Annotated in this window: 14 protein-coding genes; 6 read left to right on the forward strand and 8 right to left on the reverse strand. The window is 64.0% G+C overall.

Going from position 1 to position 17,796, the window contains the following annotated elements:
- Positions 1-31 precede the first annotated feature (31 nt).
- Together ACRWNM_RS00950 and ACRWNM_RS00955 are read left to right on the forward strand one after the other, a co-directional pair.
- Complete coding sequence (locus ACRWNM_RS00950; RefSeq protein ID WP_431962446.1) at positions 32-622, forward strand: TetR/AcrR family transcriptional regulator; 591 nt, start codon at positions 32-34, stop codon at positions 620-622.
- Positions 623-751: 129 nt separating this feature from the next.
- The gene (locus ACRWNM_RS00955) at positions 752-1,639 is read left to right on the forward strand and encodes a haloalkane dehalogenase (protein ID WP_431963548.1); all 888 of its coding nucleotides are present in this window, start codon (positions 752-754) and stop codon (positions 1,637-1,639) included.
- Positions 1,640-1,736: 97 nt separating this feature from the next.
- Here ACRWNM_RS00955 and ACRWNM_RS00960 read toward each other — a convergent pair whose 3' ends face one another.
- Positions 1,737-2,189, reverse strand: a complete 453-nt coding sequence (locus tag ACRWNM_RS00960) for a PaaI family thioesterase (protein WP_431962448.1) — start codon at positions 2,187-2,189, stop codon at positions 1,737-1,739.
- 43 nt (positions 2,190-2,232) lie between these two features.
- Positions 2,233-3,285, reverse strand: coding sequence for a zinc-dependent alcohol dehydrogenase (locus tag ACRWNM_RS00965; protein WP_431962450.1), 1,053 nt, complete (start codon positions 3,283-3,285; stop codon positions 2,233-2,235).
- 587 nt (positions 3,286-3,872) lie between these two features.
- On the opposite strand from ACRWNM_RS00965, the gene ACRWNM_RS00970 reads away from it, so the two are divergent.
- Positions 3,873-4,175: a putative quinol monooxygenase gene (locus ACRWNM_RS00970; protein WP_431962452.1), complete on the forward strand. Its 303-nt coding sequence runs from the start codon at positions 3,873-3,875 to the stop codon at positions 4,173-4,175.
- Between the two features lie 284 nt (positions 4,176-4,459).
- On the opposite strand, the gene ACRWNM_RS00975 is transcribed toward ACRWNM_RS00970, so the two are convergent.
- From ACRWNM_RS00975 to ACRWNM_RS00995, 5 genes are all read right to left on the reverse strand, one after another.
- On the reverse strand, positions 4,460-5,350 hold the full coding sequence (locus tag ACRWNM_RS00975; RefSeq protein WP_431962454.1) for a bile acid:sodium symporter family protein: 891 nt from the start codon (positions 5,348-5,350) through the stop codon (positions 4,460-4,462).
- 67 nt (positions 5,351-5,417) lie between these two features.
- Positions 5,418-7,745: a carbamoyltransferase HypF gene (gene hypF, locus ACRWNM_RS00980; RefSeq protein ID WP_431962456.1), complete on the reverse strand. Its 2,328-nt coding sequence runs from the start codon at positions 7,743-7,745 to the stop codon at positions 5,418-5,420.
- Between the two features lie 9 nt (positions 7,746-7,754).
- Complete coding sequence (gene hypE / locus ACRWNM_RS00985) at positions 7,755-8,771, reverse strand: hydrogenase expression/formation protein HypE (protein ID WP_431962458.1); 1,017 nt, start codon at positions 8,769-8,771, stop codon at positions 7,755-7,757.
- Positions 8,768-9,352 carry a cysteine hydrolase gene (locus ACRWNM_RS00990; RefSeq protein WP_431962460.1) on the reverse strand — a complete coding sequence of 195 codons (585 nt, stop codon included), beginning with the start codon at positions 9,350-9,352 and terminating at the stop codon, positions 8,768-8,770. The genes hypE and ACRWNM_RS00990 overlap by 4 nt, the downstream gene beginning before the upstream one ends.
- A 78-nt stretch (positions 9,353-9,430) precedes the next feature.
- Complete coding sequence (locus ACRWNM_RS00995; protein ID WP_431962462.1) at positions 9,431-10,441, reverse strand: ParB N-terminal domain-containing protein; 1,011 nt, start codon at positions 10,439-10,441, stop codon at positions 9,431-9,433.
- A gap of 850 nt (positions 10,442-11,291) precedes the next feature.
- Between ACRWNM_RS00995 and fni the strand changes: the two genes are divergently transcribed.
- From fni to ACRWNM_RS01010, 3 genes are all read left to right on the forward strand, one after another.
- Complete coding sequence (fni, locus tag ACRWNM_RS01000) at positions 11,292-12,407, forward strand: type 2 isopentenyl-diphosphate Delta-isomerase (protein WP_431962464.1); 1,116 nt, start codon at positions 11,292-11,294, stop codon at positions 12,405-12,407.
- A gap of 108 nt (positions 12,408-12,515) precedes the next feature.
- Positions 12,516-15,779 (forward strand): (Fe-S)-binding protein, encoded by a 3,264-nt coding sequence (locus ACRWNM_RS01005; RefSeq protein WP_431962466.1) that lies wholly within the window; start codon positions 12,516-12,518, stop codon positions 15,777-15,779.
- A 384-nt stretch (positions 15,780-16,163) separates the two neighbouring features.
- Positions 16,164-16,313: a hypothetical protein gene (locus tag ACRWNM_RS01010; protein ID WP_431962468.1), complete on the forward strand. Its 150-nt coding sequence runs from the start codon at positions 16,164-16,166 to the stop codon at positions 16,311-16,313.
- Positions 16,314-16,740: 427 nt separating this feature from the next.
- Here the strand turns inward: ACRWNM_RS01010 and ACRWNM_RS01015 are convergent, their stop codons facing one another.
- Entirely contained in the window at positions 16,741-17,601 is an 861-nt protein-coding gene (locus ACRWNM_RS01015) for a haloalkane dehalogenase (RefSeq protein ID WP_431962470.1), read from the reverse strand.
- Positions 17,602-17,796 lie beyond the last annotated feature (195 nt).

The raw sequence follows: 17,796 nt of genomic DNA on the forward strand, positions 1-17,796 counted from the left end.
GGGGCAGCGAGCGCAACAGAAACGAGAGTCATTGACCCGTATCCTCGACGCGGGCGCCGCACGGCTGCGGGCGGATGGTCCCGATGGCGGCGCCATCGGCAAGGTCATGCAAGACGCGGGACTGACGCACGGAGCCTTCTACTCGCACTTCGCGAACAAGGACGAGCTGGCCATCGCGGCCTTCCGGCACGGGCTCGCCGGAACCAGGCCGCGCTGGATCGGTAAGACGCGGGACGCATCGTGGGGCGCCCGTGCCGCCCGGCTCGCGCGTGGCTATCTCAACCGGACGCACCGCGACGATCGCGCCGATTCGTGTGCGTTCTCGGCGGTCGGGTCCGACGCCGCGCGCATGCCCGCCGAGTTCCGGGTTGCCTACGAGGAGGAGTTGCGCAAGACCCTCAACGCGATGGGCGGACGCCCGGTGGACGATGCGTGGGAGCACGAGTTCTACGACGAGGCCATCGCGACGCTGGCCTTGTGCATCGGTGGACTCGTGTTGTCGCGGGCGGTGGAATCCGAGTCCTTCTCGACGCGGATTCTCAGAGTCTGCCGGAATGCGGTGGCGCAGATGGGTGCTGCGGTCGACGAACACACCGGCCGCGGACATGGGGCAGAGGCATGAGCTGTCAACGCGAGGCACAACAACTCGTACGAGCCAGCCGAAGCCATGACGGCCGCGAAGGTGTTCAGGCCTTCGTGCAGCGGCGTCGACCTGCCTTCGCAAGGCACTGATCAACTAGGAGAATTCTCGATGTCCTACAGCACAGAGCCTTTCGCGCCGAAGAAGTTCGCGGATGTTCGCGGGCAACGTATGGCCTACATCGACGAGGGGCAGGGCGACGCCATCGTCTTCCAACACGGCAACCCCACCTCCTCGTACCTGTGGCGCAATGTCATGCCCCACTGCCAGGGGCTGGGGCGGTTGGTCGCCTGTGACCTCGTCGGCATGGGCGATTCCAGCAAGCTTCCGGACTTCGGCCCCGACCGTTACACGTATGCCGAGCACCGTGACCATCTCTTCGGCCTGTGGGATGCGCTCGACCTCGGCAACAACGTGGTGCTGGTCCTGCACGACTGGGGGTCGGCACTGGGATTCGATTGGGCGAACCAACACCGCGACCGGGTCCGGGCGATCGTCTACATGGAAAGCATCGTCATGCCGGTCACCTGGGAACAGTGGCCGGAGGGTGCGCGCGGTGTGTTCCAGGGCTTCCGGTCGACTGCCGGTGAGGGAATGGTGCTGGAGAAGAATATCTTCGTGGAGAGGGTACTTCCCGGATCGGTGCTGCGGCCACTGAGCGACGCGGAGATGGCCGAATACCGGCGGCCGTTCGCGTCCCCGGGTGAGGACCGCCGACCCACTCTGAGCTGGCCTCGCCAGATACCGATCGACGGAGAGCCGAAGGATGTCGTCGAGGTGGTCGAGAACTACGGACGATGGCTGAGCACAAGCGAAATCCCGAAGCTGTTCGTCAACGCGGAACCGGGTTCCATCCTCACCGGCGACCAACGCGAATTCTGTCGCACCTGGCCCAACCAGCGCGAAATCACCGTCTCCGGATCACATTTCATCCAGGAGGACAGTCCGGATGAGATCGGCTCTGCCATAGCGGGATTCGTCAGGGAACTGCGCCGCTGAGGTAGCCGGACAATCCTTCGAGATGGGGTGCGATAGTCGTAGCGTCGTCCTGGCTACGAGGGTGGCGGCGACCGGTCGCCGCCACCCCCGGGCGGGTCTAGCGGGGGAGGAAGATCATGCAGGTTGTGGTGGCGTGCGCGACGAGTTTGCCGTTCTCGTCGAGAGCCTTGCTCTGGGCGGTGGCGACCGTGCGTCCGACGTGGATCACCGTGCCCTCGGCGGTGATTCGTCCGGCGTCGAGCGCGACGGCGCGGATGTAGTTCACCTTCAGCTCCAGGGTGGTGTAGCGGGCTCCGGCCGGAAGGGTGGTGTGTACCGCGCACGCCATGACCGAGTCGAGCAGGGTGGCGGCAATGCCGCCGTGGACTTGGCCGAGCGGGTTGGAGAAGTCGGGCTGGGTTTGTATCGACATGGCCGCGTACCCCTTTTCGACCTCGTCGATCCGGATGCCGATGAGCCGGCCGATGGACGGTATGTCGGCGGGCCGTTCCCGCTGGGCCCAGCGAATCAGCTCCAGCCCGCTCATCGAGGTGAAGTCCGAAGTGCTCATGGTTGTTTCCTGTTGATGTCGGCGAAGCAGGCCGTCGGCTGGCTCACGGTTGCTCGGTGGCGATGGTGGCGGGGCGAACGAAGACGGGTTTGTATCCGACCTCGAGGATCGCTTGGTCGGCGCTGTCGAACGGGATCACGTCGCTGATGATCAGTTCCGGACGCAGGCGGCCGCCCGACAGCAGGTTCAGCACCTCGGGCATGTGCGCGCGGGCGTTGCTGAGCGCGCTGCAGAAGTGGATGCCCTTCATATGCATCGCGGGTACCGGCAGTTCGACATCGGTGAAGTAGAACGAGCTGCTCTCGACATGACCGCCGGGAGCTGTCGCCGAGATCGCGTCCCGGAAGGCGCGGCGTGATCCGCCGGAGTGGTTGAGGGCGATCTGATATTCGTGCTCGCCGGGCTCGAACTCCTCGGGAGCGCTGGTCCGGGCGCCCAGCTCGGCGGCGATGCGGCGTCTGTCAGCGTCGCGGTCGACATAATGCACGAGACCGGCGCCGCAGGCACGAGCGACGTCGGCGCTGTAGAGGCCGATGGCGCCGCCGCTCATCACCAGCACGTCGGCGCCGGGATCGCGGCGTAGATGCGGAACCACCGAGCGCCACGCGTCGGCGAGGTTGTCGCCCGCCGAAACAGCCTGGACCGGTGACACGTTCGGTGGTAGCGGCAGTAGTGAATAGTTCGCGAACGGGATTCGCACGAGTTCGGAGAACAAACCGCCGTAGCCGCCGCCGAACGGGATTCCGTAGGCCGCCACACCGTGAGCGGCGGTTGCCCGGCAGTAGAGCGGCAGACCCGCCAAGCATCGGTCGCAGCTGCCGCAGGACACGTGGTAGGGGATCGCGACCAGGTCGCCGGGGGCGATGCCGGTGACCGCGTCCCCGACCTCGACGACTTCGCCTACGCCTTCGTGACCGAGGGCGAACGGTGCGTCGACACCCGGCAGGGGCACCGAGCCGCGGATCACCCGCTGATCCAGGTCACAGGTCGAGACCGCGACGGGTCGCACCAAGGCGTCGGTCCGGCTTCGCATCACCGGCTCGGGATCGTCGCGCCATTCCAAACCTCCGGCACCGTTGTAGTAGAGCGCTCGCATGCTTGCTGCTTTCGTCTCGGTCCGGCGGCACTGCCGGACTGGTTGGGGTATGTCATTCGGTCATGCTCGATGGGTGATGATCGGCGGATGCCCGACATCGACAGGTGTCGCGGATTGTTCGAACGACTCCGGCGCTGTGGTTGTGGCACTGCTGCTCACCCTCGATCGACCGGCGAGTCTCGCTTCGGCCACCGGTGCAGCGCGTGCGGATGCTCAGGCGCAGAACTGTGCCGTTTCGAGAAGCCATAGTGAATGAGTTGATTATTCTTTGGTGCATTGTCACGTTTGCGACGCTAACCATCGGCAGGGATGGGATTGCGACAACGAGACCAAGGTTTGCGACAGAATGTGTGGCCTACGCTGCTGAGAACTGTCCAAGTCGGTGTTTCGACGGGTTGTGCGTAGCCTAGTGCGCTAGATAGCGTCTTGGCCTCGGCTATCGTGGCCCAAGTAGTAAGAATGTTGACTTTGTTGTTAGTCGAGTAGACGCCCGGAGAGGGCTTGCCATGGCCGTCCGGCACGCCTTGCCGCGCCGCCGAATTCATCCCGTGCCCGAGGGCGTCGTACGCAGCAAGGAGAGAAATCCGTTGGCTCAGAGTTACTTCCAAGTGATCGCGCACTACCACGTGCAACCGGAGCACTTGGCGGCCGTGCTCGAACTGCTGGCCCGGTTGCGCGCCGCCAGTCGCGAAGAACCGGCCAACCTGTCCTACGACTACTTCCAAAACGTCGACGACCCAGCGCATGTGGTGATCCTCGAGCGCTACATCGATGCCGAAGGCTTCGCCGCCCACCGCGAATACGAGCACTTCCGGACGCTTGGAATCGACGGAATCATTCCGCGCTTGGACCGCAGGCAGGTCGACGCCTATCCGGTCGTGGCCGACTGACACCGCATTCCGGCACTGCACCGCAGAAGCCGCGCGGGAACAGCGGTGCAACGCTCGGTTGATCCGGCTGCATCCGGCGTCAGTCCGACGTCGACGACCCGCATTCCTGGTGGAGCGTTAGCTGCACCAGGAATGCGGGTCGCCATAGCAGGACGTCCACCGACTTGGACACCTTCACGAGGCGCGTGGCCGACAAAACAGCACATTCACGCGCGCACTCCATCGGAGGCCCTATCGGCTGTGTCCCGCGCGGGCGTCGCGTGCCGAGGGGGCCGGATCCCGGCTCAGGCGCGGGCGAGGGATGCCGTCCGATCCACGGTTGATTTCGCTTGCCGTGCAAGCAGATACGCCGCGATCGCGGCCGGGCCGGCCATGACGATGCCGTAGGTCGCGCCCGGCACGGCCATGGTTTCGTTCCCGAGCGCCGACACCGCGACCGCAATGGTGAGCGTCGCATTGTGGATGCCGATCTCCATGGACGAGGCGATGGCCTGGCCGGTGCCGACCCCGAACAATCGCGGCACGAAGTACCCGATCGACAGGCTCAGCACCGACAGCGTCAGCGTGATCGACCCCAGTCGCCCGAAATTGTCACGCAGCGTGTCGAATTCGGACATCACCGCTGCGATGATGGCCATGACCAGCACCACCACGGAACCGGCCTTCACCGGTCTGCGCATCCGCTCGGAAAACCTGGGGAACGCGCGATCGACCCACATACCGATCGCCACCGGCACGAGCACGATCACGATCACCTGCACGAACTTGGCCGGTTGCAGCCCGACGGAGGCGTCGTCGTCCATGAACTCGGCGACCGACAGCGCGATCACGATCGGCATCGTGAACGCCGCGAGCACCGAATTGATCGCGGTGAGCGTGATGTTCAACGCCACATCCCCACCCGCGAGGTGACTGAACAGATTCGCCGACGTGCCCCCCGGCGAGGCGACCAGCAACATCATGCCCACGGCCAGCGCTCCGGTCAGCCCGAACAGCTTGACCAGCAGCAGACAGAGGGCGGGCAGCACCACCATCTGACAGCCAAGCGCGATCAACGCCGCCTTCGGATACCGCACCACCCGGTGAAAATCTCCGGGTGTCAGCGTCAGACCCAACCCGAACATCACCAGCGCCAGTGCGGCCGGTAAGAGGATCGTGAAAATCGAGAAACCCATCATCACTCCCGTTGCGCCCAGTCACCCACCCGGGCAACAAATCTGTGGGTTTGCCTCTTCGACTCCGTCACACGCTGTCACCGGTTTCGTGAATCGACGAGGACAACGCGTCTGCGACCATCAACTGGCCTAGGGCAATACCTCCGTCGTTGGGGGGGACTTGGCGGTGGCTGTAAACCTCGAAGCCCTCTCGTTCGAGCATCGTGATGCAGTTGACCAGGAGGAATTCGTTGAGGAACACACCGCCGGAAAGCACGACCCGCCGTATGCCGGTTTCGCGGGAGATCTCGCCGCACTGCCGTCGCACCATGGCGACCACGCCGGAATGAAACCGACGGCTGATCTCGGCGAGCGATATGTCGGCAGCGAGGTCCGCCGCGATCGCACGGATCACAGGTCTGAAGTCGACTTCGGTTGTGTTGTGCTCGAATTCGTATCCGTCGACCAGGTCGAGGTCGCGGTTGAGCAAGCCCTCCAACTCGATCGGGCCTTGGGCTTCGTACTCGGCATGCGAGCACACACCCAGCAGGGCAGCCACTCCGTCGAACAGCCGACCCATGCTCGACACTTCGGGCGAGTTGATGCCTCGCGCTCGCATCGTCGAATACGCATGTCGGCGGTCCCGTTCGAGGCGACCGATTTCCGGGAAAGCCTTCACTGCCACGTCGATGTCGCCGAACGTGTCCAAAGCAATGGATACCCCGGTTCGAATCGGTTGGCGTACCGCGTGGTCACCGCCGATCAGCGCCAAGCGTCGCAGATGCGTTGCGCGCTCGAACCGTTCGAAGCCCCCGACCAGGAATTCCCCGCCCCAGATGGTGCCGTCGGCGCCGTAGCCTGCCCCGTCGAAGACCACGCCGATGGTCTCTCCGGCGAGTTGATTCTCCGCCATGCACGAGGCCATATGAGCGTGATGGTGCTGGACGAACATCGGATCGCCCTGTTCGCCGATACCTTCGTGCGCACCACTGCCGCGGAACTCCGGGTGCATGTCGTAAACGCCCGCCGAGGGGTGTAATTCATAGAGCGAAGCCAGGTGTGCCGCGGTCTTTCGATGAGAGGCAAAGGTTTCGTCGTTCTTCAGGTCGCCGATATGTTGGCTGAGGTAGACGCGGGAACCGGCGGACAGGGCCACCGTCGTCTTGAGTTCGGCACCATAGGCGACGAGAGGAGCCAGTGGACGGCCGACTTCCACCGGATACGGTGCGTAACCGCGCGCTCTCCGCAGGAATGTCAGTAATGGGCCGTCCAATTCGGGATGTGAGGACAACCGGACCACGGAATCGTCTACTCTGATCTCGATTTCACGGTCGTGGTAGAGGATCACATCAGCGATCTCGAAGAGCTGGTGAAGGGCATCCTCGTTCCGATGGACGATCGGATAGCCGGAGATGTTTCCACTGGTCATGACCAGTACGTCCAAGCCGGATTCGTCCAGGAGCAGGTGATGATGCGGTGCCGAGGGCAGCATCAGACCCAGATTCGGATTCCTCGGAGCGACACTTTCCGGGAGCGAACCGGGGCGCTTGCGAGCGAGCAGGATCGGCCTCGCAGGCGACCGCAGCAGTTCTTCCTCCGCCGCGGATAGTTCCACGATCCGATGGGCGGTGGCCAGATCCCGAACCATGACGGCGAAGGGTTTCGAATCCCGGCGTTTGCGCCGGCGGAGCAAGGCCACCGACTCGGCGCTCCGCGCATCCACGGCGAGGTGGAAGCCGCCGACACTCTTGACAGCCGCGACACGTCCTGCCATCAACTCCCGTGCGCACTGCCGCAATGCCGCCTCGCCTTCGAGGACCGTTCCGCGCCTGTCGGCAAGAAACAGACGAGGTCCGCATTCCGCACAGGCATTGGGCTGAGCGTGAAAGCGCCGGCTTTCCGGATCCCGATACTCCTTGTCGCACCTCTCGCACATCACGAAGGAATGCATTGTGGTTTGCGACCGATCGTAAGGTAGCGCGCGAACGATCGAATACCGTGGGCCGCAGTTCGTGCAGTTGATGAACGGGTACCTGTAACGGCGGTCGGTTGGATCGCGCAACTCGGCGAGACAGTCGGCACACACGTGCGTGTCAGCGGGCACCAGGGCCACTTTTGCCCCGGTGTGTTCACTGTTCACGATTTCGAAACTGGTGGCCGCCGACTGCCCCGCCGACGTGCTGAGGGCTGCCACGTGATCGACTCGGGCCAGCTCCGGAGCCTCGCTTGCCAGCTCCTCGCAGAAAAGGTGCAGCGCCGACTCGCGGCCACTCGCCTCGATGAGCACGCCCTCCGGATCGTTGCGAACCCATCCAGCCAGTTGCCGCTCACGGGCAAGCTTGTAGACGAACGGGCGATAGCCCACTCCCTGAACGACGCCGGTAACCCTGATCTGCCAGGTTGCTTGTTCGGTCATGACGATGGGTCAGCACAGCCGGGGCAGCTCTGCGCCCCGGAGAGGTTGCAGCGTCGACTCGTGGCCCTTGGAATCCCGGAGAACTACCGCGGCGCCATGTCGGGAAGTTACTTCGCCGATCGCTGCGGCGTGCCTGCCGTACTCGTGCCCGTGCAGTGCGGCGAGCACGTCATCGGTCGCGTCGGGATCGACAAAAATCGCCAGGCAACCTTCGTTGGCGCAGTGCAGAGGATTGATCCCCAGCATGTCCGCCGCCATCGCGGTCTCGTGCTGGATGGGCAATGCCGGTGCCTCGATCACGATGGCTTTGTCCAATTTGCCTGCGTACTCGTGCAGTACAGCGGAGAGCCCGCCTCGCGTGACATCACGCATCGAGTGAACCGACCCGGCAGGCACGGCGGAGAACAATCGGTCGATCATGGTGTTGAGCGGTGCGCAGTCGCTGAGGACGCGGCTTTCGAAGCCGAGACCTTCCCGGATCGACAGCAGATGAACCGTGTGGTTACCGAGGGGGCCGGACAGGATGACCGCATCTCCGGGGCGCACAGAATCCATCCGCAGGGGTTCCCGTGCGAAGAAGCCGACCCCACTTGTGTTGAGGTACAACTGATCCGCTTCGCCGGCGCGGACGACCTTCGTATCGCCGCACACAATCTGCACACCTGCTTCTCGCGCAGTCTCCCGAATGGAGGTCAGCACACGGAACAAGTGGTCGAACGACAGTCCCGTCTCGAGGATCATTCCGAGCGTGAGATAGCGGGGGGATGCTCCTGATACGGCGAGATCGTTGACGGTCCCGCAGACCGCGATCTTTCCGATGTCGCCGTTGCCGAAGAACGGCGGGTCGACCACGAAGCTATCCGTAGTCATCGCGATACGGCTGCCTTCTACAGGGAGGACCGCGCTGTCCTCCATCTCACCCGCATAGACATCGCTCAATGTCTCCGCGATGAAGTCCACGAGCTCGTTGGACAGTGCCGCACCCGTGCCGTGGTCGAGTTGGATCTGCTGGGTGGTGAGAGTCATGGTGTCTTGGTCTCCTTCCGAGGGAGGCCGCCGTTCTCATCTATCGTCCGAAGGATCTCTTCGGAACTGGCAACCGTGGCGCAGTAACCGTCGAGCCATTCGAGTGCACGCTGACGGTCGGCTTCGAGAGCGGAGAACACGCAGTCGCTCGGCACCCCGACGATGTATCCACGAAAGAATGCGTCGGCTGCCGTCGTCTGAATACAGATCTGTGTTTGCAGACCGACGAGTACCAAGGTCTCGACCCCCAAAGCTTGGAGCCTTTCGTGCAGGTCGGTCTCGTAAAAGCCGCTGTCTTTGCTCCTCTCCTGAACAACATCCTCCGAGTCGAGGAACTGGCGAACCACGTCGGCGCCCGCTGTGCCTCGCAGGGCAGGGACGCGGCCGTCGTACCTCTCGGCGAGGGGATCGTCCGGTTCGTTGAGGAGTTGCAGGTGAAACACGGGATGGCCGCGTCGCCGCATGGCGGACAAGAATCCTGACAAATGCGGAGTGGCCGCGACAATTGCCGCCTCACGCTCCGGATTCTTTCCGACGATATCGTACTGCAGGCCGCTGGTTATAACTGCAATTTTTGACATGCCGACTCCACTGGTAAATGTATGAGCCCGTCGCCGAGCCCTTGGTGAGTGGTTCCAAAAGGAAGTACTTTGCAGATCTCAAGCCGACATGGAATTCGGCGAGCTGTTCTTCGCGGTATGCGGGCCAGTTTGCAGGTCCTGGGCGATCCTCGACCAATTGGCGGCGCATTGTTGCGCGAATTCGATCATATGGTCGCGGGAATGGGGCCGAATGGTGTCGGCTATCTTCTGGGCATCGTCGCTGTTCACTGCGCGCTGATGCAGCCAGCGAAGGAGTTCGCGACCGCTGGCGCTCATCCGTAGCGCTGGGTCACGTGAGAGCAACGCCAGTAGGGCATCGAGATCAGCGGTCTTCTTGGGATAAGGAGAGGGCGTACATCGATCGGCCGCGTCCGATAGCTCGCTCTCTGACGCCGATCGTGTACGGGGGGCCTTGTTTTCGTCTGACTGGATGAGCGGATCCTCCCCGCGTTTGAGCCTGGCGCGTACGTCACGAACGGTTGACGGAGAGAGACCCACCTCTTGGGCAATGCTACGCAGGGACGCATCGGGGCGGGCGATGATGAGCTCGGCGGCAGCTTGCCGGGCCGAGTTGGTGTCTACGGGTCGTAGTCGGCCATCACTACCCAAGCGATGGCTCGACCGCGAATTGTCGTCGATAGAGCTCCGGATCGATGCCACCGTCTTGGCGGACAAGCCCGCAGTAGTCGCGATCGAACGGTCCGACCAGTGCGGATGCGTTCTGATAATTCGCTCGGCGGCGGTACGCCGATCGGCCAAGGACAACGGCAGGCCGTGGGTTACGTTTTCTTGGACCCCGACGATGAATGCGAGTTCCTCGGAGCCATCCACCAGATAGGCATCAATATGTGTGAATCCCTTCAGTCGCGCGGCGACTGTGCGGTGAAATCCGTCGATCACTCGCATTGTGGGCCGATGGACGAGAATGGGTGGCAAAGGCCATTCGGCCTCGATCAACCGTTCTATGTGCGACTGATCCTCACCCTCGGATCTGGGGGAGCCGATAGTTAAAAGCGATGCGATCTCTAGAGATTGTTTGACGCGATTCAATTTCGAGGAATGATTCAAGTGCTCAGTCCCCCTACCTTTCGAGATCAGATCTGCTTTCGCAAATTACCGCAGGCGCATCCGTCGGGCAAGTGACTGGCATCGTGGTTGGCGTAGCAAAGATTTGTCTATGGTCCGCGGGGTGAGTCTCAGACGCCCGGATGCATTTATTGGGTCCACAACCTGCTCTGTCCGGGCCCGCAGCGCCGACGCGCTCGGTGCGCTGCGAGGCTGTGCCGATCCACCCGTGGGTGACGTCCACCCGGGTGCTGTGCAACTGGGTGGAAGCCGCAGTTGCACAGCATGATTCCGCCCATCGCCGCAGGTCACCTACCTAGCGTGGGTGCACAGACGTACCGGCCTCGCGGCTGGGTAGTCCGGTCGGGCCTTACTGATAGCACCGCTCAGCCGGTAGGGGAACGAATAGTTCGAATTGTTCGAATTGTTCACGGGAGCATCCGGGTGGCAATTGAATTCGTAGAGGGAGTTACGTTTCTGGGACAATCATCGGTCCTGCTCGAATAGGGCCCTCGGTGTACGCTCCATCGGGGCGGTCGGCGGCACGGTATGCGCATCGGCGGAATCACTTGTGGCAGAGCCCGTTCCGGCAGCCTCTCGCGGAGGCAGTTCTCGAATCTCGTCCGATACCGAAGTGTCGGACGCTCGCTGAGTCGCCGAGGTCGACACACAAAAAGTTGGATCCGCAAGCGGAGGCGTTGCTCCGCAAGGCGAGTCGCGCCGAGTACCGCCCGCGGTTGCTCCGTGACCCGGCCGCTGTGCCCGGTATGGCCATCGAGAGCCCTGCGCTTTCGATTGTGCTGTCTCGCTGAGGAACTCGGTGCAGGGTCCATGAAAGGAAAGAGGGCACCAGATGAGCTATGCCAGCCGCAAGGACGATCATGTCCGTCTGGCCGTCGCGCAACAACGCGAGTCGATGACGGGGCGTCGCCCGTGTCCGTTCGACGAAGTGGCGTTCGTCCACCACGCCCTACGGGGCACTGCGGAGCGCGCTGTTTCTCTTGTCACCGAGGTGGGCGGCGCGACCTGGCCCGTGCCGTTGTACATCAACGCGATGACCGGCGGCAGCTCCCGCACCGGCGAGGTGAATCGCGGGCTGGCGATCGCCGCCCGTGAGACCGGCTTGGCCATCGCGTCGGGCTCGATGAGCGCGTACCTGGCAGACAGTTCGGTCGCCGAGACATATCGCATACTGCGCCGCGAGAATCCGGACGGTTACGTCATCGCCAATGTCAACGCCAATGCCACACCGCAGATGGCGGCGCGGGCGGTGGAGCTGTTGCGAGCCGATGCGCTGCAGGTGCACGTCAATGCGATCCAGGAGATCGTGATGCCGGAGGGGGACCGGGACTTCTCGGCCTGGCCGCGCAATATCGCTCGCCTCACGGAGACGCTCGGTATACCGGTGATCGTCAAGGAAGTCGGGTTCGGGATCAGCGCCGACACGGTCCTGCAACTGGCCGACCTCGGCGTGCGGATCGTCGACGTATCCGGCACCGGCGGAACGAATTTCGCGTTGATCGAGAACGCAAGGAGGCAACGAGCCGACTTCGACCTTCTTGCCGACTGGGGCTTGTCCACCCCGGCCTGCCTGGTCGACGCAGCCGAGGTGGCCCTTCGGCGCGGGCTCACACTGCTCGCCTCCGGTGGGGTGCGAACCCCGCTCGATGTCGTTCGCAGCCTCGCGCTCGGCGCCCGGGCGGTGGGGGTATCCGGACATTTCCTGTCGATTCTCGAAGCAGAGGGCATTGATGCGCTGATCGCGGGGATCAACACGTGGATCACTCGGATCCGGCAGCTCATGGTGCTGCTCGGCGCCGAAACCGTTGGCGCCCTTGCGGACACCGACGTGCTGCTGACCGGCCGACTCGCCGAGATCTGCCGACTGCGCGGAATCGACCCGGCCGCCTACGCCCGGCGCTCCCGGAGTTCATTGCGGCCGATCACGACGACGAACCGCGTCCTCTGACCTACTGGCGGGTAATATGGCTTAAGTTACCCGTGAGTAACTTAAGCCATATTATGATGCGGCGAAGACGAGCGACGCAGCGTCGCCTCGGGAGGGAAAGGTCACTGCATGAGCCCCCTGGTAATAGCGTTGGGTGTCATCTCTGTACTGGTCGGCGTCTTCGCGTGGTCTGGGTTCGTGTTGGCGGTGCGCGATATCGTGCGCACCATCCGGCTGGGCCAGCCGGCCCCGGACCGGTTCGGGCCGTTCCTGCCGCGATTCGCCACCATGGTCAAGGAATTCGCCGCGCACACCCGCATGGTGAAGTTCCGGACCGTCGGCTGGGCACACTGGCTGGTGATGGTCGGCTTCATGATCGGCTTCGTCACGGTCTTCCAAGCCCAGGGGCAGATCTTCAGCCCCACCTTCACGTGGCCGTGGGTCGGTAATACCTTCGTTTATCACCTCCTAGACGAGCTGTTGGCCCTGGGCACCATCGTCGGTGCTGTGGCGCTGATCATCATTCGGCAGGCGAACCACCCGCGTCGGCCCGAACGGCTCTCGCGGTTCTCCGGCTCCAACTTCCTGGCGGCCTACTTCGTCGAATCCGTCGTGCTCATCGAGGGCATCAGCATGCTGGGTGCGAAGGCATTGGTGCTGGCCTACACCGGTGAGCACCATGCCAGCAGCGACTTCGTCAGTATGCATATCGCCGAGCTGCTGCCCGCGAGTGCCGCGCTGGTGTCGGTCTTCGCCTTCTGCAAGCTGATGGCGGCGCTGGTGTGGGTGATCGTGGTCAGCCGCAACATCAACTGGGGTGTTGCGTGGCACCGTTTCTCGGCCTTCCCGAACATCTATTTCAAGCGTGAGGACGATGGCGGGGTTGCGCTGGGTGCGGCCAAGCCGATGATGTCGGGTGGTAAGGCGCTGGATATGGAGAACGTCGACCCCGATACCGACACTTTGGGTGCGGGTCGGGTCGAGGATTTCTCGTGGAAGGGCATTCTCGACTTCACCACGTGTACTGAGTGTGGTCGTTGTCAGTCGCAGTGTCCGGCGTGGAATACCGGTAAGCCGCTCTCGCCGAAGTTGTTGATCATGTCGCTGCGTGATCACACCTATGCCAAGGCCCCGTATCTGCTGGCCGGTGGCCGCACGGACATGGGTGGTGAGGAGGTCGGTCTGGTCGACGCCGAGGGCAAGCCGGACGAGGCCGCGCTGGCCAGGATCTCCGAAGCGGCTCGGGCCGAGGCGGCGCGTCCGCTGGTGGGTGGTGAGGACGTCGGCGGCATCATCGACCCGGAGGTGTTGTGGAGCTGCACCACCTGTGGTGCGTGTGTGGAGCAGTGCCCGGTGGATATCGAGCATGTCGATCACATCATCGACATGCGCCGCTACCAGGTGTTGATCGAGTCGGAGTTCCCCTCCGAGCTGGCCGGTCTGTTCAAGAACTTGGAGAACAAGGGCAACCCGTGGGGGCAGAACGCCAAGGACCGTCTGAACTGGATCAACGAGCTCGACTTCCAGATCCCGGTGTTCGGGCGGGACGCGGACAGCTTCGACGGTTATGAGTACCTGTTCTGGGTCGGTTGCGCGGGTGCGTATGAGGATCGTGCGAAGAAGACCACCAAGGCCGTGGCCGAGTTGCTGGCGACCGCGGGGGTGAAGTTCATGGTGTTGGGTCAGGAGGAGACCTGCACCGGTGACTCGGCGCGCCGCGCGGGTAACGAGTTCTTGTTCCAGCAGCTCGCGCAGCAGAACATCGAGTTGTTGAACTCGGTGTTCGCCGGTGTGGAGGATCGCCGCAAGAAGATCGTGGTGACCTGTGCGCATTGCTTCAACGCGCTCAACAACGAGTACCCGCAGGTGGGTGGCAGCTACGAGGTGGTGCACCACACGCAGTTGCTGAATCGTCTGGTGCGGCAGAAGAAGCTGATCCCGGTGGCGTCGGTGACCCAGAACGTCACCTACCACGACCCCTGCTACCTGGGCCGGCACAACAAGGTCTACAACGCGCCGCGTGAGTTGATGGAGGCTTCGGGTTCGACGCTGGTGGAGATGCCGCGTCATGGTGAGCGGTCCATGTGCTGTGGTGCCGGTGGCGCGCGGATGTGGATGGAAGAGCAGCTCGGCAAGCGGATCAACATCGACCGGGTCGATGAGGGTCTGTCGACCCTGGCGGCGTCGAACGGTGGTTCGGGTGCGGGGAAGATCGCGACCGGTTGCCCGTTCTGCCGGGTGATGCTCAACGACGGTGTCACCGCGCGTCAGGAGAAGGGCGAGGGCGAGGGTGTCGAGGTCGTCGACGTCGCACAGCTGATGCTCGATGCCATCACCCGTGTCGAGCCCGCCACGCTGACCCAGAACCTGACCGTCATCCAGGAGCCCAAGACCGAACCCGAACCCGAGGCCGAGCCGGAGCCTGTCGCGGTGGCGACCGAGACCCCGGCACCGGCCAAGGCGGCTCCGGCTGGTGGTGGCCTGGCGATGAAGGGCCCGGCCAAGGCACCCGGTGGCGGTCTGGGCATGAAGGGCGCCGCCAAGGCACCCGGTGGTGGTCTGGGCATGAAGGGTGCCGCGAAGGCGCCCGGTGCCAAGGCCGCGGCCGACGAAGCGCCCGCCGCGGAAGCTTCGGCCGCTTCGGCCGCGCCTGCCAAGGGTCTGGCCATGAAGGGTCCGGCCAAGGCACCCGGCAAGGGACTCGGGATGAAGGGTGCTGCCAAGGCACCCGGTGCGAAGGCGGAAGCGGCTCCGGCCGCCGAAGCTTCGGCCGCGCCTGCCGCGCCCGTCAAGGGTCTGGCCATGAAGGGCCCGGCCAAGGCACCTGGCAAGGGACTCGGGATGAAGGGCGCCGCCAAGGCACCCGGCGCGAAGACGGAAGCAGCTCCGGCCCCCGAAGCGGCTCCCGAATCCGCGCCCGCCGCCGAAGCGCCCGCCGCCCCGCCCGTCAAGGGACTGGGCATGAAGGGTGCGGCCAAGGCACCCGGCACCAAGGCACCCGGCACCAAGGCACCCGAAGCCGCGGCTCCCGCCACGGCAACGGCCGCTCCCGCGACCGAGTCGGCTCCCACCGCCCAAGCGCCTGCCGCCGAGACGGTTTCGGCCCCCGCCGAAGTCAAGCCGACCATCGCCGCCAAGGGCCTGGCCATGAAGTCCGGCTTCAAACGCCCCGGCCCCAAGGCTCCAAGCGCCGGGACGCCGGTCCCGGGCTCGGAACCAGCTGAGCCTGCCGTCGCCGTTCCGGCGGCCGAGACCGACTCGGCTCGGCCGGAATCGGCACCGGCCGAGACCAACGGCAAGAGCGGGAGCAGCGGCACGGTCCAACCGCCGTCTGCGAAACCCGGCGGCATGGGCTTCAAGCCGGGTGCCAAGGCCCCAGGCCGCACAAACTAAGCGGGTCCTGCCAGGAGTCGACGCGTGCCCACTCCGACCGCACCCCGTGTTGGAGTGGGCACCTAGCAGGAACATTGCTGTCGTGTGTCGCGCCAGCCGTTCACCCCGCTGCTGTGCCCACGCCCTGCCGTCCAGTCGTTCTCGATCGTCAGGTCAGCCACAAGCGAAAAGGGCTGACACGCAACAAGGATGGCTAGATCGGCGCGCACAAGCGCACTCACACCGCCGTCGCCGGCGAACTCGGACGCGCAAACTCCCGACCTGAAGCGTCGGAACGACCGGCAAGATCCCCTGTCGCTGCTGAAATAGGTTCGGGCGCAACCAGATCCCGAATGACTGGGGCAGTCGAGGACCGCCGCCGCAACACGATCTGGCGTCTCGAACGTGACCGATCACCGTCAGCGCATCCTTGCCGTGATCCGGGACTGGTTCGTCGAATACGGGTATCCGCAGAACACCAGGCTCGGTGAGCGCGTCGTGTGTTCCGCCGAAGCTGATGGCACACGCGCGGAATTCAGCGCGCGCCTGCGATAGGTCCGACCCCATCGACGCACTCGCCATCGCTCGCGCCGCATTGCGTGCGTCCGATGCGCCAGCGGCGCGGTTCAACGGTGTCGAGCGCGAGATCTGGCTACTGACCGACCACCGCGAAGACCTTGAGAGCGATGCCGCCGCTCTACCGTCGAGATCGGCCAGCTGACCGAAGAGATGGACAGCACCGCTTTCGGCGACAGACCGGCACGACATTGCCTGTCCTGCAACGGAAATCGGCAACGCTGCCCTGCGCGCATCGCTCTCACTCGGGTGCGGTGCTATCCCGAGCCCAAGGCGTTGCTGTCCAGACCCAAGCCCGTCGGCGACGGCGGCAGCAATTTACCGACCCGCTGATTCGAGAGCCTCCTGAGGGCGAAGCGGGTTCAGCAGGGTCAGATTCGAGTCGTGGTGTTGTGGTCCACTGGATTCACGGGAACCGCTTGGCGATCGCCTCCGCGATCGCGTCCGGTGCGTGTTCCTGAATGAACTGACGGGCGCGTGGGAGCTCGACTACTTCGACATCGGTGAAGGTAGTGCGCATGCGCGGGATATGGGCGTTCGGGCGGTACACCATGTCTCGCATTCCCCACACCAACAGGGTCGGCTTGTCGCCGAGTATGGCGGGCACGTCTCGGGAAAGTTGGTCCAGCAGCGGGGTCGCGTCACGAATTTGTCTGGCGATCACGCCGAGTCCCCGCCGGGCTTCCGTGGTGGGCTGCACCATGCGATAGTGATCGACCTCGGCCGCGCTGAGCTTGCGCCCCAGCTCCGAGAGCAGGACGCGCTCGACGAGGAAGTTCTGCTCGAGCACCCGCCGCTGCATCGGACGGGTGCGCATGACCATACTGAAAACCCGATTCGCCCTCGCTTCGAGTGGCCAGAACAAGGTATTGCCCAGCACGATCCCTCGCACCCGGTCTGCGCGCGCGGTGACCGCGCCCAGGCCGATGGGTCCGCCCCAATCATGTCCCATCAGGACGAAGCCGTCGAGCTGCAGATGATCGATCAGCTCGCCGAGGACCGAGGTGTGCTCGGCAACCGTGTAGCCGAAATCCGCAGGTCGTTCGGACAATCCGAAACCCAGATAGTCGACGGCGATACAGCGGTACCGGCCACGCAGTTCCTTCACGATGTGGCGGTAGAGGAAACTCCACGTCGGAACGCCATGGCAGAACAGGATCGTCGGTCCGGACCCCTCGTCGATGTAGTGAACCCGGCCGGCGGACGAGTCGAACCATCGGGACTCGAAGGGGTACAGACTCCTGTCGGGAACGAAGTCGATCAGCATTGGAACCCTCTCTGCGATACAAGACGACGTCTGATATACCCCGCCCACACGGAATCACGTGAATCGCAACAGGTTTGGGGCGGACCGGAGCCTGTGCAACCGATGGAAATTCGCGGTTGGACAGGCTCCTCGATCTTTCCCCACCCGAAGGGCGCTCCTCGATCATCGATACTCGACCATAGATGAGTCGAATTA

Origin of the sequence: Nocardia sp. bgisy134, from assembly GCF_965341865.1 — a bacterium.
GTDB lineage: Bacteria > Actinomycetota > Actinomycetes > Mycobacteriales > Mycobacteriaceae > Nocardia.

Excerpts from the sequence above, each read along its gene's own strand:
- ACRWNM_RS00955 (WP_431963548.1), top strand. The coding sequence starts at position 752 with ATGTCCTACAGCACAGAGCCTTTCGCGCCGAAGAAGTTCGCGGATGTT.
- ACRWNM_RS00960 (WP_431962448.1), bottom strand. The coding sequence starts at position 2,189 with ATGAGCACTTCGGACTTCACCTCGATGAGCGGGCTGGAGCTGATTCGC.
- ACRWNM_RS00965 (WP_431962450.1), bottom strand. The coding sequence starts at position 3,285 with ATGCGAGCGCTCTACTACAACGGTGCCGGAGGTTTGGAATGGCGCGAC.
- ACRWNM_RS00975 (WP_431962454.1), bottom strand. The coding sequence starts at position 5,350 with ATGGGTTTCTCGATTTTCACGATCCTCTTACCGGCCGCACTGGCGCTG.
- hypF (WP_431962456.1), bottom strand. The coding sequence starts at position 7,745 with ATGACCGAACAAGCAACCTGGCAGATCAGGGTTACCGGCGTCGTTCAG.
- hypE (WP_431962458.1), bottom strand. The coding sequence starts at position 8,771 with ATGACTCTCACCACCCAGCAGATCCAACTCGACCACGGCACGGGTGCG.
- ACRWNM_RS00990 (WP_431962460.1), bottom strand. The coding sequence starts at position 9,352 with ATGTCAAAAATTGCAGTTATAACCAGCGGCCTGCAGTACGATATCGTC.
- fni (WP_431962464.1), top strand. The coding sequence starts at position 11,292 with ATGAGCTATGCCAGCCGCAAGGACGATCATGTCCGTCTGGCCGTCGCG.
- ACRWNM_RS01005 (WP_431962466.1), top strand. The coding sequence starts at position 12,516 with ATGAGCCCCCTGGTAATAGCGTTGGGTGTCATCTCTGTACTGGTCGGC.
- ACRWNM_RS01015 (WP_431962470.1), bottom strand. The coding sequence starts at position 17,601 with ATGCTGATCGACTTCGTTCCCGACAGGAGTCTGTACCCCTTCGAGTCC.